The 19,957-nt window shown below is 53.7% G+C and carries 17 protein-coding genes; 5 read left to right on the top strand and 12 right to left on the bottom strand.

The annotated features are described in order from the left end of the window. Positions 1–6 precede the first annotated feature (6 nt). Positions 7–3,588, bottom strand: a complete 3,582-nt coding sequence (locus OCV69_RS07505) for a DUF5717 family protein (protein ID WP_158358490.1) — start codon at positions 3,586–3,588, stop codon at positions 7–9. 248 nt (positions 3,589–3,836) lie between these two features. Between OCV69_RS07505 and OCV69_RS07500 the strand changes: the two genes are divergently transcribed. Both OCV69_RS07500 and OCV69_RS07495 read left to right on the top strand, forming a co-directional pair. Continuing rightward, positions 3,837–4,361: a DUF4364 family protein gene (locus tag OCV69_RS07500; RefSeq protein ID WP_158358491.1), complete on the top strand. Its 525-nt coding sequence runs from the start codon at positions 3,837–3,839 to the stop codon at positions 4,359–4,361. A gap of 9 nt (positions 4,362–4,370) precedes the next feature. Continuing rightward, positions 4,371–4,523, top strand: coding sequence for a hypothetical protein (locus OCV69_RS07495; protein ID WP_262428018.1), 153 nt, complete (start codon positions 4,371–4,373; stop codon positions 4,521–4,523). A 57-nt stretch (positions 4,524–4,580) separates the two neighbouring features. On the opposite strand, the gene yihA is transcribed toward OCV69_RS07495, so the two are convergent. From yihA to OCV69_RS07460, 7 genes are all read right to left on the bottom strand, one after another. Further along, positions 4,581–5,213: a ribosome biogenesis GTP-binding protein YihA/YsxC gene (gene yihA, locus OCV69_RS07490; RefSeq protein ID WP_158358492.1), complete on the bottom strand. Its 633-nt coding sequence runs from the start codon at positions 5,211–5,213 to the stop codon at positions 4,581–4,583. A gap of 14 nt (positions 5,214–5,227) precedes the next feature. Continuing rightward, positions 5,228–7,540 carry an endopeptidase La gene (lon, locus tag OCV69_RS07485; RefSeq protein WP_158358493.1) on the bottom strand — a complete coding sequence of 771 codons (2,313 nt, stop codon included), beginning with the start codon at positions 7,538–7,540 and terminating at the stop codon, positions 5,228–5,230. Positions 7,541–7,615: 75 nt separating this feature from the next. Further along, complete coding sequence (gene clpX / locus OCV69_RS07480; RefSeq protein WP_022273732.1) at positions 7,616–8,920, bottom strand: ATP-dependent Clp protease ATP-binding subunit ClpX; 1,305 nt, start codon at positions 8,918–8,920, stop codon at positions 7,616–7,618. A 30-nt stretch (positions 8,921–8,950) separates the two neighbouring features. Beyond that, on the bottom strand, positions 8,951–9,532 hold the full coding sequence (clpP, locus tag OCV69_RS07475) for an ATP-dependent Clp endopeptidase proteolytic subunit ClpP (RefSeq protein WP_022273731.1): 582 nt from the start codon (positions 9,530–9,532) through the stop codon (positions 8,951–8,953). A gap of 98 nt (positions 9,533–9,630) precedes the next feature. After that, the gene (gene tig / locus OCV69_RS07470) at positions 9,631–10,920 is read right to left on the bottom strand and encodes a trigger factor (protein WP_158358494.1); all 1,290 of its coding nucleotides are present in this window, start codon (positions 10,918–10,920) and stop codon (positions 9,631–9,633) included. A gap of 151 nt (positions 10,921–11,071) precedes the next feature. Then, positions 11,072–11,623, bottom strand: a complete 552-nt coding sequence (locus OCV69_RS07465) for a DJ-1 family glyoxalase III (RefSeq protein ID WP_158358495.1) — start codon at positions 11,621–11,623, stop codon at positions 11,072–11,074. Continuing rightward, on the bottom strand, positions 11,623–12,810 hold the full coding sequence (locus OCV69_RS07460; RefSeq protein WP_262563043.1) for a DUF975 family protein: 1,188 nt from the start codon (positions 12,808–12,810) through the stop codon (positions 11,623–11,625). Before OCV69_RS07460 ends, OCV69_RS07465 begins: the two co-directional genes overlap by 1 nt. A 210-nt stretch (positions 12,811–13,020) precedes the next feature. On the opposite strand from OCV69_RS07460, the gene OCV69_RS07455 reads away from it, so the two are divergent. Next, positions 13,021–13,476, top strand: coding sequence for a CYTH domain-containing protein (locus tag OCV69_RS07455; RefSeq protein ID WP_158358497.1), 456 nt, complete (start codon positions 13,021–13,023; stop codon positions 13,474–13,476). A gap of 267 nt (positions 13,477–13,743) precedes the next feature. Here the strand turns inward: OCV69_RS07455 and groL are convergent, their stop codons facing one another. Then, on the bottom strand, positions 13,744–15,369 hold the full coding sequence (gene groL / locus OCV69_RS07450; RefSeq protein WP_158358498.1) for a chaperonin GroEL: 1,626 nt from the start codon (positions 15,367–15,369) through the stop codon (positions 13,744–13,746). A gap of 76 nt (positions 15,370–15,445) precedes the next feature. Next, positions 15,446–15,730, bottom strand: coding sequence for a co-chaperone GroES (locus OCV69_RS07445; protein WP_022272570.1), 285 nt, complete (start codon positions 15,728–15,730; stop codon positions 15,446–15,448). Between the two features lie 260 nt (positions 15,731–15,990). On the opposite strand from OCV69_RS07445, the gene OCV69_RS07440 reads away from it, so the two are divergent. Both OCV69_RS07440 and OCV69_RS07435 read left to right on the top strand, forming a co-directional pair. Next, the gene (locus OCV69_RS07440; protein ID WP_022272571.1) at positions 15,991–16,380 is read left to right on the top strand and encodes a hypothetical protein; all 390 of its coding nucleotides are present in this window, start codon (positions 15,991–15,993) and stop codon (positions 16,378–16,380) included. Next, on the top strand, positions 16,377–17,147 hold the full coding sequence (locus OCV69_RS07435; protein WP_158358499.1) for an IclR family transcriptional regulator: 771 nt from the start codon (positions 16,377–16,379) through the stop codon (positions 17,145–17,147). The genes OCV69_RS07440 and OCV69_RS07435 overlap by 4 nt, the downstream gene beginning before the upstream one ends. A 78-nt stretch (positions 17,148–17,225) precedes the next feature. Here the strand turns inward: OCV69_RS07435 and OCV69_RS07430 are convergent, their stop codons facing one another. Continuing rightward, positions 17,226–18,632 (bottom strand): MATE family efflux transporter, encoded by a 1,407-nt coding sequence (locus OCV69_RS07430; protein WP_262563042.1) that lies wholly within the window; start codon positions 18,630–18,632, stop codon positions 17,226–17,228. Between the two features lie 170 nt (positions 18,633–18,802). Then, positions 18,803–19,954, bottom strand: a complete 1,152-nt coding sequence (gene hgdB / locus OCV69_RS07425; RefSeq protein ID WP_158358500.1) for a (R)-2-hydroxyglutaryl-CoA dehydratase subunit beta — start codon at positions 19,952–19,954, stop codon at positions 18,803–18,805. Positions 19,955–19,957: the final 3 nt, after the last annotated feature.

Raw genomic sequence — 19,957 nt, 5'->3', positions numbered from 1 at the left:
TTCCTCTTACTCCGCCAGCGGGAACAGCTCTTTTGCCGCCTGGCTTTCTGTCACATACCGCACCATGGCCTCCTTAAGCCTCCGGTCGTCCTTCATAGCCAGACAGAGTCCCATGGTATTGAGGGCGGAAAAACGATTTCCCCGGTCCCCGGCGGCCGCTTCCCGGCAGGAGATCCTGCCGCTTGCCTTTTCCACCGGCTCCCCATTCTCATACTCGCTTATGGTATATTCCATGACCTCGCCCTCGAACAGAAGCTTCTGGCGCACATAGATCCCCTTATACACCGGCTTCAGCTCTTCCTCATGGAACTCCTCCTCATCGGGAAGAACACGGACCATGAGCACCGGACGGCCCTCCGGCGCGCCGCGGTACTCCACGATCTCCTTATCCAGCAGTTCTCCCGGAAGGTCCACATAGGGAGCCAGATCCTTAAAATATGCAAAAATCATGCCCTGGTCCAGCAGGACGGCCATACACCGGCGGCATACCTGCTGCTGCTCCTTCTCCAGGGACGGCAGGCCGGCGTAATATTTTGTCATGGCCATCAGATAGATCTCCGGCAGCTTCCGGATCTCCTGGCTTCCGTTGATGGCCCCCTCCAGATAGGCAAACACCCGGTCCCCCGGCGTCTGGCCCTTTAAGAAATAATCCACGCAGCGGATGGTAAAATATGCCTTTACAATGGCATCGCTGGTCTTTTTCCTTCCGGCATAAAGATCGAATACCGTATCCAGGTGTTTATCGCTTCCGGTGAACAGAAGCTGGGCCAGGAGCCGTTCCTCCATATCATAGGTTTCTGTATGCTCCCGGACCGCCTGTACCAGGATCCGGTACATATCGCTGTTGGCGCCGTTGAAATATCTGCACAGATAATCCAGGATCACGCCGTCGCCTTTTCCGGACAGGAAGATCCTCCTGGCCATATGTAAAAGCAGGTCGTCCGCCTCCGCCAGATTCTGTGCGATCAGCTTTGTGCACAGCTTTAAAAGCCGTTTGATCTTCAGTCCCTCTTCTCCGAATTCACGGATCATATCATAGGCTTCCTTATAAAGATCCTGGCTGATCAGCGTTTCGCAGATCCCCACCCGTTCCATCCGGGACAGGCGTTTTTTGTCCAGCCGGAGAAGATAGGCTCCTCCCTCTTCGTTCATGGCCTCCTCACCGTTCCTTGCCGGGTCATTATAATAGGCGATGATCCGGGTGAGCATTTTCTGCTGGTACAGCTCCTTCACCGGAAGAGAATCCAGGGCATCCTGGAGTACGCGGATCCCGTCTCCGTCTATCTCCTCTTTTTCCATGATCCCAAGGCAGGCCCGCATTTTCAGCATGGGGTGGTCCGGGAACATTTCAAAGCACCGTTCCTCCAGCTCCCGTTCCTCCAACACCGGCTCCTTTGTATAGGGAACGTCCATATACCGGTTTCCATACACATCCTGGAACAGGAGCACACAATCGTCAAAATATAAGGGCACATATGCCGTCCCATCGTTTAAGGGATAGGCGTCCTCTCCCTCCAGAAGGGCGCTGCCCACCACCACATATTTCATAGACGCATCCTGGCAGCAGATCCGGTTGGCCCTTAAGATCCCCGGCAGTACCCTTGCCACCTGGGCGTCGATGATATCCCGGTAGATCATGTGCCGGTAGATCACTGCCAGGAATCGGTCGATCCTTCCCTCAAAAAGCTGCTCCATGGCAAACTTTTCCATTTCCCGCTCATAGGCCTTATAAAGCCTGTCTCCGGGCTTTAAATACGTCAGAACGTTGGCGTAGAGCACGGAACGGCTGCGGCGGTCCATGTGGCTGTGCTCATAAGAAAAATACAGCAGGACCTGCTTCGGCAACATCTGGTCATAGGAGGCCGGCAGGGAATACAGGTAATATTCATAGATCCTGGTGAGGCTGATCTCCTCTTTTATCCCCTTTTCATACCAGAGGAAGCAGGCATCCGTGCACATATTGCCCTTGATCAGCAGACAGCATACAGCCGTCAGGATCTCCTTCTCCGGATATTTCTCATAAAGGGCCGCCAGAAGCCGGTAGTAAAGCCGGTGGAAAAATTTCGCCCCAGAGGCCAGGGACGCGGCCCGCAGGGCCAGCGCCTCTCCTATCATGCCATGGGTCACACCGTAATACAGGGCATGGATCTCAAAGGGCTCCATATTCACCAGAAGGGCCGGATCCTTTTCCAGAAGCCGGCAGGCCTCAATATACAGGAAGGGACTGTGGCATCCGTTCCTGTACTGGGTCTTGAAGCTGTCAAACAGCGCCGGGCCCTCCTCAAACAGCTCCGGCTCCATCTTTAAAAGCAGGAGCTGTAAATAAAACCGTCCCTTCCGCTTGTCCAGCTTCTTTCTCAGAAGCCGCAGCACCGCATCCCTCCTGGTCTCATCGGGGTTTACCCGGTACTGGAGGTACTGGTAAAAGCAGTACAGGGTCCCGGTCCTCTCCTTCTCTGCCGCGATCTGGTCCCGGCAGCTGTCCAGACATAGGGCCGCCTGGTCCGGCCGTCCCGCATCCAGATACGTCTCCGCCTGGAACAGGGAGTGGAGCAGAGAGCTGCCGCAGGCCCCGCGGATGGCATCCAGCTCCCTTTGGAGCTTCGTTAAAACCTTTGCCGGATCATTTTTCCCGCTTTCATACTCCTCCCGGAGCGTCAGATACCGGGCTATGCTGGACCGGGTGATCTCCCGGTCCCTGGCTGCCGCTCCCGGCTCATTTCCAGCTGTGGCCGTGATCTGGACCGCCGTTTCTCCGTGGACCGTCAAAAACCGGATGGCCCCCAGGTTCTTTCCCCTGTGCAGCCGCTCCGGATGGATCTTAAAAGCCAGGTCAAAGCGGCCGTCCGTAAAGTCTGCCTGGGTCACGGTCTTCTGGGAAAGCTCAATGAAATCCCCGTCAGCCTTCACCTCCATATATACATAGCCCCAGCCATTTTTCTGGAGGACGATCCGGTCGCTCACCTGTTTTTTCGGATTATCATACGTTTTGGATGCGGCTGAAAGAGTCAGCTCCACCGGCTCCTTCACTCCCAGCCCCAGGAAAAACTCCTCCAGGGCGTTCTGCCGGTTTCCATGGCCCCGGATCCCGTCAAAGACTGCCCGTACCCGCAGGTCCTGGAGGAAGGGCGCGTCCGTAAAATCCTTATATTCCATGAGCCGCAGAGCCAGATCCATATCCTTCTGGGCCAGATCCACAAAATCCTCCACCGTATGCAGGGTGGAAAGGACCCGGATGGACGCTGTGGTTTCCACACAAAAAAGGAAGGGGACCTCCAGCTCTCCGCCGTTGGTCACCAGATTGATGGTGCCGCGGATCACATCCCCGTTTTCGCACCAGGAGGTATCCACCTCGTACACAATATGGTTTCTCAGTCCGCCGAAGGACCGGGAGGCGATCCTCACCCTGGAATGGGTGGAGTATGCCAGCCCCTTGATAGAAAGATTATTTTCACTGGAAAGGTACAGCTCTCGTTTATATATGGTATCGCTGCCCAGCGTTTCCTCCACCTTCACCGGAGAAAGAAACAGCTTCGGCAGCTCCGCATCCACAATCCCTCGCGCGAGGCGGTTGATCCGTTCTCTCATAATATTTCACCCTGGATTTTCATAATCAGCAGCCGTCCCGAAGGCCCGGCCGCCATAATCGTTTCAGTTTATCATATCACACTTTACTGGTAAATACACTACCATTTTCGACGAAATTCGGGCGTCTGCCCGGAAGGTCCGGCCCTCCGCCGCCAGGCTGTCTCCCAAAAAAAGAAAAAGGACTTGAATCCCCCGGGAGAAACCTGTAAAATAAGAATAGTTCCCTATTGATTCAAAGGAGTAAGCCTATGTTATCGGATCCGATCACCCTTTATAAGCTCATGATCCTCTATATGCTGGCCCACGTCAACTTCCCGCTGACCAATTCCCAGCTCACGGATTTTTTCCTGGACCATGAATACACCACCTACTTTACTTTGCAGCAGGCCTTAAATGAGCTGCGGGAAGCCGGGCTTCTGAAAATGGAGTCCATCCACAACTCCTCCCGCTACGAGATCACCAGGGAAGGGGAGGATACCCTTTCCTTCTTCGGATCCAATATCTCTCCTGCCATTGTCTCCGACATTGACGGTTATTTAAAGGAACATAAATTCCGTCTCCGCAGCGAGGTGGGCGTCATCTCTGATTTCTATAAGTCAACAAACCAGGATTACATCGTCCACTGCGAGGTGCGGGAGGGAAAAGCCGCGCTCATCAGCCTGGACGTATCCGTTCCCGATAAGGACCAGGCCGAGATCATGTGCGGCCACTGGAAGGAGCGGAGCCAGGAGATCTATTCCTTTGTCATGCGGTCGTTAATGCGGTCAGAATAGGAGGATTTCATGAAAAGACAGCGGTCTGATCTTTCCAGACGGATCCGGCGGATCCGCCGGAAATTTTTTCTTCTGGTCACCGTCCCCACTGCCGTGGTCACCCTTGGACTGGCAGTGATGGATGCATACCAGCAGGCCATAAAACAAAAAAGCGGCGTATAAAGGCTCCGGGGGAGCCCATGTCATGGCGATATGGGCTCCCCCGTTCTTTTTCCCGGATCAGGCCTGCTCGTTTTCCCCAGAGCCTTCCTCCTGTTCTTTTTCTTCTCCGGCGGCCATCTTCTCGATCAGCGCCCAGATCTCTTCCCTCCCCTGCTTGCTGGCAGCGGAAAACGGGATGATCACGTCGTCCTTTTCCATTCCCAGGCCGTTCCTTATGAGCTTCACCTGTTTCTGGATCTGGCTCCGGTTGATCTTATCCAGCTTTGTGGCGATGATCACCGGACGGAAGCCGTTGTAGACCACCCACTCATACATGGTCCTGTCATTGGCCGACGGCTCATGGCGGATGTCCACCAGAAGGAACACGCATTTCAGCATTTTGGACTTATGGAGATAGTTTTCGATCATCTTCCCCCATTTTTCCTTTTCCGTCTGGGACACCTTTGCATAGCCGTATCCCGGCAGGTCCACATAATACAGCTCTTTGTTTATATTATAAAAATTGATGGTCTGGGTCTTTCCCGGCTGGGCCGAGGTCCTGGCCAGGGCCTTCCGGTTCATCAGCGCGTTGATCAGCGAGGATTTTCCCACATTGGACTTTCCTGCAAAGGCAAACTCCGGCAGGATATTTTCCGGCAGCCTGCTGGTCACGCCGCAGACGGTTTCCAGTTCTACATTTCTTATGATCATGTTGTCCTCCGATCTTAAACGAACGCCTCCCGGATCACGTCCTCCATGGTCTTGACATAGACAATGGAAAGGCCTTTTGTGATCTCTTTGGAGATCTCTGCCATATCCGGCTGGTTGCCCGCCGGCACCAGGACCTTTTCCATATGGGCCATCCTGGCCGCCAGTGTCTTTTCCTTTAAGCCGCCGATGGGGAGCACCCGTCCTCTTAAGGTGATCTCTCCGGTCATGGCCACCCTGGCATGGACCTTTGTTCCGGTCACCGCCGACAGCATGGCCGTGGCCATGGTGATGCCGGCGGATGGGCCGTCCTTGGGAACAGCTCCCTCCGGAATATGCAGATGCATGTCATGGGTCTCAAAATAATCCCTGGGGATCTCATATTTTTCGCTGACAGAGCGCACATAGGTCAGGGCGATCTGGGCCGATTCCTTCATCACATCGCCCATCTGTCCCGTCATCTGGAGCTTTCCGTCTCCAGGCATCACGTTGACCTCGATCTGCAAGGTATCTCCCCCTACGCTGGTCCAGGCCAGGCCGCGGACAATGCCCACCTGGTCCTCCTGGTTGGCGTCCTCAAAGGTGATCTTTTCCTTGCCCAGGTATTTTTCCAGGTTGGCCTCGGTCACCCGTACAGAGGTCTTATCTCTCTCCAGGAATTCCCTGGCCGCCTTCCGGCAGATCTCCCCGATCCGCCGCTCCAGATTCCGGACGCCGGCCTCTCTGGTATAGTTGTGGATGATCTTTTCCAGGGCCTTATCGCTGATGGTGAGCTTTCCTTTATCCAGTCCGTTCCGCTCCAGCTGCTTGGTCACCAGGTAGTTCCTGGCAATATGGAACTTTTCATTTTCCGTATAGCTGGATACCTCGATCACCTCCATACGGTCCAGAAGAGGGCCGGGGATGGTCTGGGTGGTGTTGGCTGTGGCGATAAAGAGAACGCCGGAAAGATCCAGGGGGATCTCCACATAGTGATCCCTGAACTTCACGTTCTGCTCTCCGTCCAGGACCTCCAGGAGCGCCGACGCCACATCTCCCTTGTAATCGCCGGATACCTTATCGATCTCGTCCAGAAGCATCAGCGGATTGGCCACGCCCGCCTGGCGCATGGCCTCGGCGATCCGGCCCGGCATGGAGCCCACATACGTCTTCCTGTGACCGCGGATCTCCGCCTCGTCATGGACGCCGCCCAGGCTGATGCGGACGTATTTCTTATTTAAAGCCCTGGCCACTGACCGGGCGATGGAGGTCTTTCCCGTTCCCGGCGGGCCCACCAGGCAGAGGATGGGGCTGGTCCCCTTTTTGGTCAGGACCCGGACTGCCAGATACTCCAGCACCCGCTCCTTGACCTTTTCCAGTCCGTAATGGTCCTCCTCCAGGATCTTTTCCGCATGGCGGATATCCTGGTTGTCCCGGGACGTCTTTTTCCAGGGAAGCTCCAGCACTGTTTCGATGTAGGTCCGCAGCACGTTGGCCTCCTGGCTTCCGCCGGGCATCGCCTTGAACCGCATGATCTCCTTGCGGATCTTTTCCTTCGTCTCCTTATCTGCGTTGAGCTTCTCCAGCTGCTCCAGGAAGCTGTCTGCGTCGGAGCCGGTATACTCCTCCCCCAGCTCCTCCTGGATCACTTTAAGCTCTTCCCTTAAAATATAGTCTCTCTGGTTTTTGTCAATGCTGGCCTTTACCTTTCCCTGATAATCCCGCTTGATCTTTAAGATCTCGATCTCCCGCATCAGATAATAGACCACCCGGTCATACAGATGGCTCACATAACCGCACTCCAAAAGCTCCTGCTTCACCGTATACTCCCAGGGGAACTGACCGGCCGTCTGGATCAGCAGCTCGTTCAGATCCGTAATGGCCATAAGCCCGCCCATGAAGTCCTTGACCGTCTTGGGATTGCCGTTTCCAAACTCTTCCAGCTTCTCCTTGACGATGCGGGCCATGGCCTCCTTTACAGTATCGCTCAGGTTTTCTTCCATCAGAGGCGCTTCTGCCACCTCGGCCTCCAGATACGGATCATCCTGGAGCAGATTGATAAGCTCTGCCCTTTCCAGGCCCTCCACCATGACCCGGACCAGGCCGCCGGGGATCTTCACCAGCTGCTTGATCCTGGCGATGGTACCGATCTGGAACAGGCCGGAGGCATCGGGATCCTCCTCCTCGATCTGGCGCTGGGTCACCAGGAACACCTTCTGCTCTCCCACCATGGCGTGCTCCACGGCGCTGATGGACTTGTCCCGGCTGATATCAAAATGCTGGATCATCTCAGGAAGCACTGTCAGCCCTCTGAGCGCAATGACCGGCAGTGTCATCAATTTTTCATCCATGAACATTCTCCTTTTGTATATATAGAAAAAATGGGCCGCTGTAAAACCTGTTCGCTTTGCAGCAGCCCGTCTCTATCAGGCGATCTCGCCCTTACTGTCTTTCTTTGATCTGCCTAAAAGGTTCTTTCTGGGAACCGTCAGATCCCGGTATACGATCTCCGGCTTTCCCTTTCCTTCCACTGCGTCGCTGGTCACCGTACAGATCCCCACATTGGAATCCGACGGGATCTCATACATCATATCCATCATGACGTTTTCCATGATGGAACGCAGTCCCCTGGCCCCGGTCTTTCTCTCCACTGCCATATGGGCGATGGAATGGACCGCCTCGGGGGTAAACTCCAGCTTCACGTCATCCAGCTCAAACAGCTTCTGATACTGCTTGGTAATGGCGTTTTTCGGCTCTGTCAGGATCTTCACCAGGGCGTCCTCGTCCAGAAGATCCAGGGATACCATCACCGGCACACGGCCCACAAATTCCGGGATCAGGCCGAATTTGGTCAGATCCTGGGGCATGGCCTGCTTTAACAGGGCCCCCACATCCATGTGCTTCCGGTCGGCGATCTTGGCGCCAAAGCCGATGGTGCTGGCCTCCATCCTGGATTCCACGATCCGCTCCAGGCCGTCAAAGGCCCCACCGCAGATGAACAGGATATTGGTGGTGTCAATGGGGATCAGCTCCTGCTGGGGATGCTTTCTTCCGCCCTGGGGAGGAACGTTGGCAACGGTGCCCTCCAGGATCTTAAGGAGGGCCTGCTGTACGCCTTCGCCGGAAACGTCCCTGGTAATGGAGACATTCTCGCTCTTTTTGGTGATCTTATCGATCTCATCGATATACACGATCCCGTACTCCGCCCGGCTCACGTCGTTGTCCGCCGCCTGGATCAGCTTTAACAGGATGTTCTCCACATCCTCGCCCACGTATCCCGCCTCCGTGAGGGTGGTGGCATCGGCGATGGCAAAGGGAACATTTAAAAGCTTTGCCAGGGTCTGGGCCAGGTAGGTCTTTCCAGAGCCTGTGGGGCCCAGCATCAGGATATTGCTCTTCTGGAGCTCGATGTCGGATTCCCTCTGGGAGGTGATCCTCTTATAGTGGTTGTATACAGACACAGACAGGACCTTTTTGGCCTCCTCCTGTCCCACCACGTACTGGTCCAGGAACTCCTTGATCTCCTTGGGCTTTAACAGATTGATGCCTGCGAAATCCGGCGCTTCCTCCCCTTCGGGACCCAGCTCCTCTTCCAGGATCTCGCTGCACAGCTCAATACATTCATCACAGATAAATACATTATTTCCAGTGCCTGCGATCATCTTTCTGACCTGCTCCTGGCTTTTTCCGCAGAAGGAACAACGGATCTTGTCTTCAGGTCTTACTGGCATGTTCACACCTCAATTCTAAAAATTTCCATATTAATGTCCAGTGATCACGCGGTCAATGAGACCGTATTCCATGGCCTCCTGGGCGGACATGTAATTATCCCTCTCTGTATCTCTTTCGATGGTCTCCAGAGGCTTGCCTGTATTGGCAGCCAGGATCTCGTTTAATTTCTTTCTGGTCTTTAAAATATGCTCAGCCGCGATGTTGATCTCTGTGGCCTGGCCCTGGGCTCCGCCGGAGGGCTGGTGGATCATGATCTCAGCATTGGGGAGAGCGAACCTCTTTCCTTTGGCGCCGCCGGAAAGCAGGAATGCGCCCATGCTGGCTGCCATTCCGATACAGGTGGTGCATACGTCGCATTTGATATAATTCATCGTATCGTAGATCGCCATACCGGCTGTAACGGAGCCGCCGGGGCTGTTGATGTACAGATTGATATCCTTATTGGGGTCTTCAGACTCCAGGAACAGAAGCTGTGCCACCACAAGGCTGGCGGTCACGTCATTGACCTCTTCTCCCAGGAAGATGATCCTGTCTTTTAAAAGTCTGGAATAAATGTCATAGGAACGCTCGCCTCTGCTGGTGGATTCCAGTACGTAAGGTACTAAGCTCATATTCTCTCCTCCTGCTCATAACATTTGACAGGGGATTGTCACAGCATAGCTGCAGCAACCCCCGTTTCTCCTGCGTATTCTAAAACTGAAACCTCTGACTATTCGATCAGAGCTGCCTCTTTTACAAGGAAGGTGATGGCGTTCTGTACAGCCAGGTCTTCCTTCATCTGGGCGATCTGCTCTTCGCCGAACATACCCTTGATCTGGTCCTTTTCCATCTTGTAGGCTTCAGCCATCTTGTCGAACTGTGCGTCCACATCCTCATCGCTGGCAGTGATGTTCTCAGCCTTTACAACAGCCTCCAGGACCAGTCTGGTCTGGATCCGCTTTAAAGCCTGGGGCTTCATCTGCTCGCCGATCTTTTCTGCAGTCATGCCTGTGATCTCTGCATACTGCTTGAAGGAGATGCCCTGGCTTTCCAGTCTGCGCACATAGTCGTTTAACATACCGTTGACTTCCTCGTCAACCATCTGGTCAGCGATCTCCATGGAAGCGTTCTCAACCACCTTATCCACAACACGGTTCTCGATCTCTGTGTCAGCGGCCTTCTGTTTCTCATCCTGGAGTTTTACTCTTAAATCGTTCTTGTACTCTTCCAGTGTATCGAAGTCGGATACTTCGCTGGCAAACTCATCGTTCACCTCCGGAAGCTCTCTCTTCTGGATCTCTTTTACCTTTACCTTGAATACAGCCGGTTTGTTCTTTAAGTCCTCTACATGGTACTCAGCCGGGAAGGTCACGTTTACGTCGCACTCCTCGCCGATGTTCTTACCGATCAGCTGCTCCTCGAAGGTATCGATGAAGGTGTGGGAGCCGATGGTCAGAGGATAATCGTCGCCCTTTCCGCCGTCGAATCTCTTTCCGTCCACATAGCCGTCGAAATCGATGGTCACCAGATCGCCGTTCTCAACAGCTCTGTCCTCAACGGTCACCAGACGGGAGTTTTTATTTCTCACGCTGCTGATCTCTGCGTCGATATCTGCGTCTGTCACATCTGCCTTCACCTTCTGTACCTCTACGCCCTTGTACTGGCCCAGGGTCACTTCCGGCTTTACAGCCACAACGGCTGTGTAGATGAAATCCTTCCCCTCTTCGATCTGGGTAACGTCCACAGTGGGGCGGGAAACGATCACAAGTCCGCTCTCCTTTGCAGCGTCCGGATAGCTCTCGTCGATCACTTCGTTGGCCGCATCTTCAAAGAATACGCCTGCTCCGTACATCTTTTTGATCATTTCAAAGGGAGCTTTGCCTTTTCTGAAGCCCGGGATATTGAATCTACTTTTGCTCTTATTGTAAGCATTCTTCACAGCTGCGTCAAATTTTTCTGCCGGCACTTCGATGGTAAGCTTCGCCGTATTCTTCTCCAACTTTTCTACCTGTAAACTCATTGTATGGGTTCCTCCTTAAATATATCTGTACCGGACATGGCTTCCATATCCGTCCAATATCGAAACGCCGTCACTCTGGGCGTTACACTTCAATTTAGCATTATATCATACTGTTTTTAGAAATACTAGTATTATTTTTTAAAAAAGCGCCCTAAACACGGTCATACTGGATCTTCTTTTTTAAGGCTTCCGCTGTTTCTCCGTCTATAAGGAGGCGCACCAGCTCAAGCCCCAGGTCCAGGGACCAGCCCATGCCCTTTCCGGTGGTCACGGGGCCGTCGGTGACAACGCCCTCCCCGGTGCAGACAGCTCCGGCAAGCTTCTCCTCAAATCCGGGAAAGCAGGTGGCCCTGCGCCCTTTTAAAAGTCCCAGGCCTCCCAGGACGCCTGGAGCCGCGCAGATGGCTGCCAGACGTTTCCCAGCTGCCCCGTGGGCCTTCAGCATGTCCGCCAAGCCCTCATGGTCCCGCAGATGGTCCGCCCCCGGAAGTCCGCCGGGCAGGAACAGCACGTCGGCATCGTCGGTGATCTCTTCAAACAGCGCGTCGGCTGTGACCGTGAACCCATGGGAACCGGTCACCTGGCGTCTTCCCATGACAGACACCAGCTTTACCTCCACGCCGGCCCGGGCCAGTACGTCGCACACGCCCAGGCATTCCACTTCCTCCATTCCATCTGCCAGGAATGCATAAACCTTTGCCATTAGTTATCTTCCTCCTCTGAGTAGGGATGGAACACGCCGTTTAAGTAGTAGCCCCGTCCCGGGCCGCCCTCGGACCGCTTTATGCTCTCGTCCCTCTGATCTTCTGCAGGATGCTCCGCACCCTGTCCCGAAGCTTCGGTCCAGCCGGACGCTCCTTCACTCTGTCCTCCACCGAATACTCTGCTTCCTTCTGCATCTGCTTCGTTTCCATTACACGGTACATGGTCCTGCCCGCAAATTCCGCCGGATCCATACCTCCCTTGTGGATGATCGACATAGTCTGCACCTCCCTGTGTCTGGCCGTAACCGCCGTACTGGCCGTTTCCGGCGCTGTCTGCCTGGTTTACATACGTTCCGCCAAAGCTGCCTGTGGGTACCACCTCCGGATATCCGAAGCCGTTTAACTCCCCGCCGTAAGGCGCCCGGAGCACTGTGTACAGCTCCGCAAAGGTGGCGTAGTAATACGGGAGCACGAAGAAGGTTCCCACGCCGCAGGCCATGGCTCCCAGGAACATCCATCCGAAAAAGGACATTTCCAGCAGCCATGTGTTCATTTTATGGCCCTCCATCATCTGCTTGGAAAGCCGCAGGGCCTCCATGGGCTTCATTTCCGGGTTTTCCGCCAGGATATAAGGCACCATGTAGTAACAGTAGGCAAAATAGAGTCCCGGTAGCACGCATAAAAACGTTCCGCCGACAATGATCAGATCCCGCAGGAACATGGTCAGCACGATATTCAGGTAATGGCGGGAAAAGCCCCATAAAAGCTTTCCAAAGCCCGCCGTCTGGCCCTTTAAACGGCTTTCCATATAGTACCGGTTATGACCAACCGCGATGACCGGGGTCACAAAGATCCCCAGGACCAGGGCCAGGATCAGTAATACGATCATGACTCCTGCCATCACTCCGTATATCATCCGGCCGGTCTGGACCACTCCCGGTCCCACCGGGACATTCTCGATCACAGCAGGGATCTTTCCTACCACTGCCGGAAGATCGTCTCCCAGGCCCTCCACAAAGCCGTAGTCCTCATAGTAATCGTCTTCGTACCCGCTGTCTGCCGGCTGGGTAGCCGGGCTTCCGATGCCGCTGATCAGAGAGAATACCAGACTCACCGCAAAGGCCGCCCAGTAATATTTCCGCAGACACGCCTTGGCTCTTTCTTTCAGCTCTGCCCTTGTCCACATAAGCATTTCCTCCGTTTTTCTTTATTTCGTAAAAATTATTTTCCCTGTAATTTGATTATATCATCTTTCTGCCCTGAATGTTATTACATTTTTCTTATATTACAGAAAACTTATCCTAGGGCCAGCGCCATATCCTGTGTTATAATAGGCGGGAAGGTGCCGGCGCAGGCGTTCCCTGTTCCCGGCATCCAATGGAAAGGAGACAGCCCTATGGAGATCGAACGTAAATTTCTTGTGACAGTCCCGCCCGAAGGCTATGAGGCCCGGCCGTTCCGCATGATCGAGCAGGCTTATCTCTGCACGGAGCCTGTGGTGCGGGTCCGGCGGGAGAATGATTCCTTTTATCTGACCTATAAGTCCAGGGGACTGATGGCCCGGGAGGAGTATAACCTGCCGCTGGATGAAAAGGCCTATCTGCATCTTTTAAAGAAGGCCGACGGACAGGTCCTTACGAAAAAGCGGTACCTGCTCCCGGTGGAGGGACGGCCGGATCTGACCTTTGAGCTGGATGTGTTTGAGGGGGCATACCAGGGCCTCATACTGGCGGAAGTGGAATTTGCCTCGGAGGAGGACGCCGTGGCCTTTACGCCGCCGGAATGGTGCGCCAGGGACGTGACCTGGTCCGGGGAGTATCAGAACAGCAGGCTGGCCATGGAAAAGGGGTGAGGGCCAGGCGTGCGCCTCATAAAAAAGGCCGCCGAAGCCTCCTCTGGCAAGCAGGCTTGCCAGGATGGAATCCGGAACAGTACCGGCGGATAAAGCATTGCTATTCGCAATTTGACTGGGCTGTGGAACTGGTTTCCCGATCAGACACTGACTGTCAAATTGCTCATAGAGGCGTGCGCCTCATAAAAAAGGCCGCCGAAGCCTCCTCTGGCAAGCAAGCTTGCCAGAGCCGGTTTCTGCAGCCTTTTTTGCAATGCTTTACGCGGACTACATCATTCCGCCCATTCCGCCGGCGCCGGCGGGCATGGCGGGAGTTTCTTCCTTAATGTTCGCTACTACGGATTCGGTCGTAAGGAGCGTGGAAGCTACGCTGGTAGCGTTCTGTAATGCGCTTCTTGTAACCTTTGCAGGATCCAGGATCCCTGCTTCTACCATATCAACATACTCTTCTTTGTATGCGTCAAAGCCCATGCCTGTGGCCATCTCTTTTACCTTGTTGACGATCACGGAGCCCTCCAGGCCTGCATTGGCAACGATATGGTATAAGGGAGCCTCCAGTGCCTTTAAGATGATGTTTCCGCCAGTCTTCTCATCACCTTCCAGACCGCTTACCACAGCAGCCACTTTCTCTGCTGCATGAACGTAGGCAGATCCGCCGCCTGCGATGATGCCCTCTTCAACGGCTGCCTTTGTAGCTGCCAGGGCATCTTCCATACGGAGCTTTGCTTCCTTCATTTCTGTCTCTGTGGCAGCGCCCACACGGATCACTGCTACGCCGCCGGAAAGCTTTGCAAGTCTCTCCTGAAGCTTTTCTCTGTCAAAGTCAGACTTTGTCTCCTCGATCTGACCCTTGATCTGGCCGATGCGGTTGGCGATCTCTTCCTTATCGCCAAGGCCGTCAACGATGATGGTGTTCTCTTTCTGTACTTTAACGGATTTCGCACGGCCCAGCTCTTCCATGGTCGCATCCTTAAGGTCAAGACCCAGCTCCTCGGAGATCACAGTGCCGCCTGTGAGGATCGCGATATCCTTTAACATTTCTTTTCTTCTGTCGCCGTAGCCCGGTGCCTTTACACCCACTACGCTGAAGGTTCCTCTTAATTTATTTACGATCAAGGTCGTAAGAGCCTCGCCCTCGATATCCTCAGCAATGATCAGAAGCTTTGCGCCAGTCTTCACGATCTGCTCCAGTAACGGAAGGATATCGTTGATGTTGGAGATCTTCTTGTCTGTGATCAGGATGTAGGGATCATCCAGAACGGCTTCCATTTTCTCCATATCTGTGCACATATATGCGGAAATATAGCCTCTGTCAAACTGCATTCCTTCTACCAGATCCAGCTCGGTCTTCATGGTCTTGGACTCTTCGATGGTGATCACGCCGTCTCCGGTCACTTTTTCCATGGCGTCTGCAACCATCTCGCCTACTTCATCGCTGGAAGCGGAGATTGCTGCGACCCTTGCGATCTGTGCCTTGCCGCTGATGGGCTGGCTCATCTCAGCGATGGCCTTTACAGCCTCGTCGGTGGCCTTCTTCATTCCTTTTCTTAAGATAATGGGGTTTGCGCCTGCTGCCAGGTTCTTCATTCCCTCATTGATCATTGCCTGGGCCAGAACGGTTGCGGTGGTAGTACCGTCACCGGCAACGTCGTTTGTCTTTGTGGCAACTTCTTTTAAGATCTGTGCGCCCATGTTTTCAAAAGCGTCTTCCAGCTCGATCTCTTTTGCGATGGTCACGCCGTCGTTGGTGATCAGCGGTGTTCCGAAGGATTTATCCAGGACCACGTTTCTTCCTTTGGGCCCTAATGTCACGCGGACGGTATCAGCAAGTTTATTTACGCCAGCTTCCAGAGCTTTTCTGGCATCTACGCCATATTTAATTTCCTTAGCCATGATTCAATTACCTCCAAATTTATATACGCTCCGGCCAGACCGGAGCAGCCGCAGCCTTACGGTCTCCCGCCGCTGCTTATTCAATAACAGCAAGAATATCGTTCTGTTTTACGATGATGTATTCTGCGTCGTCCGTCTTAACCTCAGTTCCGGAGTACTTAGAGAAGATTACCTGGTCTCCAACCTTTACCTGCATGGTAACTTCCTTGCCGTCCACAACTCCGCCCGGTCCAACGGCAATGACTTCTGCCTGCTGCGGTTTCTCTTTTGCCTGACCCGGAAGCACGATACCGGACTTTGTCGTTTCTTCTGCAACTAACTGTTTTAAAACAACCCTGTCAAATAATGGTACTAATTTCATTACTGACTCCTCCTTGCCATTTCTGTCTTTATGTTTTTCTATTGGTTGAAATTCCAGAACATTTCAAAATCTCTGTTCCTTTTCACAAGTAATGTTATAGCACGCATTATTAGCACTGTCAAGGGTCGAGTGCTAATTTTATGGAATTTTTTTGGGATTTTTTCATTTTCTTTACAAATATCCCTTCCTTTTTCCTGGAATATGGCTTATTATTAATCTATATCGGTTTACGTTCATGCCGGTTGAAAGGAGAATGAACTATGTCCAAGAAAAAAACAGGTCTGCTCATCGCTCTTGGGGCTGCCATCGGTGCAGCTGCCGCAGGTATTTCCTATTATTTGAAGTATAAATCTTTCAATGATGAGCTGGACAAAGATTTCCATGATTACGAAGACGAGGAAACGTCCTCTGGGGAAACAGGAAAGGGAACTTCTTCCTGTGACGCCGCCAAAGAGCGCACGTATATTACGCTGGAACCCGGAAAGTGCAAGGCCGGGGAAGAAAAAAACGCTGAGGGACCGAAAGACGCAGAACCGGCCCCCGAAACTGCTCCCCAGGAAGAACCCGCTGAGGCCGTAAAGGAAGCCGCTTCTCCGGTTCCGGCAGAATCAGCCACTGTGGAAGAAGATACGGACGGTGCCGGAAAATGATCCAGAGCCTTCTACGCTCCATTGAGATCCTGGAGGTACTGAAGGAAAGGAACCGCAGCTATTCCATTGCGGAACTGGCGGAGGCCATCGATCTGCCTCCCAGCACTGTGCACCGGATCCTCCAGACCTTCTGTGAAAAAAAATATGTGATCCGCGACGAGCGGTCACATACATACCGTCTGGGGCCTGCGCTGATCCCCCTGGGAAAAGCCGCTGCCAGCGGGATCCGTTTACAGGATGCCGCCCATCCTCTCCTGTCCGCTCTTTCTGCCAGGACCGAGGAGGATTCTTATCTGGTGATCCCCGTAGGCAACAAGGGTCTTGTGATCGAAAAGGTGGACGGTCCCAACCACATAAAGGTGGTGGAGGAATTTGGCTATGAGATGTATCTCCACTGCGGAGCCATCCGCAAGGTGCTCCTGGCCTACCAGTCTCCCTCCTTTATTGAGGAATATGTGAAAAAAATCATTGAACACGATCACGCCTTCCCCCGGGTGGATGCCGGCGATCTCCGTGACGAATTAAAAAGGATCCGTCAGTCCGGTTACGCCATCACCTACGGAGAATACGTCAACGACGCCGTGGGCATCGGAGCCCCTGTCTTCAACTCAGAGGGTGAGCTGGCCGGATCCATCGGCATCATCGCCCCCACGATCCGCTTAAACAGCGAAGAGCTTTTAAAGGTCCAGCTGGAATATGTGCAGAAATTTGCTGCTGATCTTTCCAGGGACATCGGATACTCTCCCCTGTTCAGTTCCAGGGCCTGAGTCCTTATAAATCCAGAAGGGAGCGCTTCCGGTCATCGGTTCTGATGCCCAGGAAACACTCCCTCTTTCTTTTCTTATTTAAATCTCCGCCGCCAGATTCCTCAGCCACTTCTTCTGACGGTATCTCCAGTATCCCAGCGCCGACTTATAGACCTCCTCCAGCATGACCATGCCGTAGACCACATAGATCGGGAAATGGAACACAAGCCCGCCCAGAAACGCCAGGGGGATCCCAATGCACCAGACGCCGCTGGTATCCAGGAACAGGCACATCTTTGTATCGCCGCCGCTCCGCAAAACGCCTACGATACAGATCAGATTGTACATCTTTGCCGGCAGGAACAGGGCGAATGTAAGGAGACATCTGGCCGCGTCCTCCTTCACCTCCGGAGAGATCTGGTAAATGGACAGGATCGGTCCCCGGATCATCAGCACGATCACCATTCCGGCCGCCGACAGAAGGAACAGCAGCCGAAAGAAATTGGTCGCATACTCCTCTGCCCGTTCCAGATGGCCGGCTCCCATCTCGTTCCCCAGGATCACCGCTGTGGCGGCGCTCAGTCCCTGGAACAGAACGAATACGATATCCTGGATCGTCATGGCGATGGTGACGGCCGCCACTGCGTTATCGCCCATCCGTCCATAGGCCAGGGAATACATGGTCACGCCCAGCCCCCACATGAACTCATTGGCAATGACCGGGGCGCAGGTGCTGACAAACTGGCGGATAAACGCCTTTGTATACCCGAACATCTCCCGGATACGGCAGGCAATGGGGAATTTCCGTATATAAACCACAAGGACCAGCACCGCCGCTTCCACGATCCTGGCGATCAGCGTTGCCAGGGCTGCACCCACAACTCCGAGACCTGCGCCGTAAATGAAGATTTCCTGTCCTGCGGCTGTGACGGTGCGCGCCGGAAAGATCAGCAGAAAATTCAAAACGATATTCACGATGATCGCCAGGCAGCTTGTGAACACTGGAAGCTTCACCTGGCCCACGGCCCGGAGCATGGCCACATAAACGTTGGTGAAAGCCGTAAACGGATAGGATATGGCTGCCACCACCAGATATGCGCTGCCGATGCGTATGGTCTCCGGGCTGACCGTGAAGATCCGCATCACCAGCTCCGGGCACACCATGGCCGGGATCATAAAGGCCGCTGCGCCAGCCAGTGCCAGCATAAGTGCCAGTCCCAGCACCTTTCTTATGTTTTTCACATCATTATTGCCCCAGTACTGGGCCGCCAGGACTCCGCTCCCGCTGACGATCCCGAATACAAGGAGTGAAAATACAAAAAACACCTTATTTGCCAGGCCCACCGCCGCGATGGTCGTTTCTCCCAGCGTCCCGATCATCATGGTATCCACCAGGTTTACGATCGTATTCAGCATTCCCTGCATGGCCACTGGAAGGGCGATGCGTACGGCCTTCTGTAAAAAGATCCGGTCTCCCAGCATCTTTTTCGTACCTGTCAGAAACATAATCTCCTCCCCTTTTCTTTCTTCTTGGACTATCTTATCAGAAAACCTGCGATCCGTAAAGCAAAAAAGGCCCCGGCAGAAACAGCCTTTGCCATCTCTGCCGGAACCTTTCATATTGTTACAGCACCGTTACGACACAAACCGGTCGGCGGACCGGAAATCATTTTTTATTATTTGCTCATCTCAAGCACATCTGCAAAGGCCTGGATCGCAGTCTGGGCCTGGCCGAAGTCGCGCATCTGCTGGTCGATGCCCAGTTTGATGTGCGGGATCTTTGCATCGTCCAGGGCTTTCTTTAAGTACGGATACTCCATCTCCTCCGGATCGCAGAACTGCTGCATGAACAGTACAAGGCCCTGAGCGCCGCTCTTCTTAACAAGATCGGCAACGAACTCGCCGCGGCGGTTCTTCTCAGACTGGGGATCGTAAAGAAGAACGTCATGGTCGATGTTGGCAAACTGTTTTGCCAGAGCCATCATCGGACATTCCTCATCCTCCGGAACATCTGTGTTGAAGGAACGGCTCTCATGGGCAACGTCATCGGCAGCGATGGCAACATTGTTCTCTTCAAATGCAGCCAGAAGCTTCGGATTATCGCAGATGATACCGGAGGTGACCACCTTGGTTCCCTTCCAGTCGCATACCGGAAGAGCCTCCAGCTCTTTATTTAATTCCTCCAGCATTTCTGTGTATGCCGGCTTCTCCATAAAGTAGAATGCCTTTAATACTGCAGAACGCTTGGTGGGTGTGATCACATCACAATGGTCGTTGGCCAGCTTTACAAATGCGCGGCGGGCTGCACGGCTCTTATTGTAGACCTTGATGGCATCCCTGATGGCGTCGGCAGTGATCTCATGGCCGCATACCTTCTCCAGCTCTTCCTTTACATGGTTGTACTGGTCGATGCAGAACTGGAGGCCGAAATCCTCAAAGCGGTTCTGGGGATGGGCTAAGAAGATAACTGCCATCTTATCTCCCATGGATACACGGAAGTTCTGGCTCATGGGACGGAGCGTATCGCAGATGGTGGGGGTGATGATGCCGTCCAGGTCATCCATGGTCCCGTCTAAGAGCATTTCCAGCGCCAGCTGGGCGATGGTGCAGTAGAAGGTCGCACAGTATTCTTTTGCGCGGCTGATGGTCTTGTTATTGGAACCCCAGATCCCCATGGGAACCATACCGGCTGCGTAAACAAGCTCCTCCGGAGCATAGTACGGCAGAACGCCGATGACCTTTTTACCCTGAGCCTTATATTCAGCCAGCTGCTGCTTGGGAGTAGCTGCTTTTACCTTAAATTCATCTAATAATGCGTTGATACTCATGGT

The sequence above is a fragment of the Alitiscatomonas aceti genome (genome assembly GCF_025567195.1).
GTDB classification, from domain to species: Bacteria; Bacillota; Clostridia; order Lachnospirales; family Lachnospiraceae; genus Alitiscatomonas; species Alitiscatomonas aceti.
The sequence above is the reverse complement of the archived record's forward strand: the minus strand, read 5'-3'. Positions and strand labels throughout refer to the sequence as shown.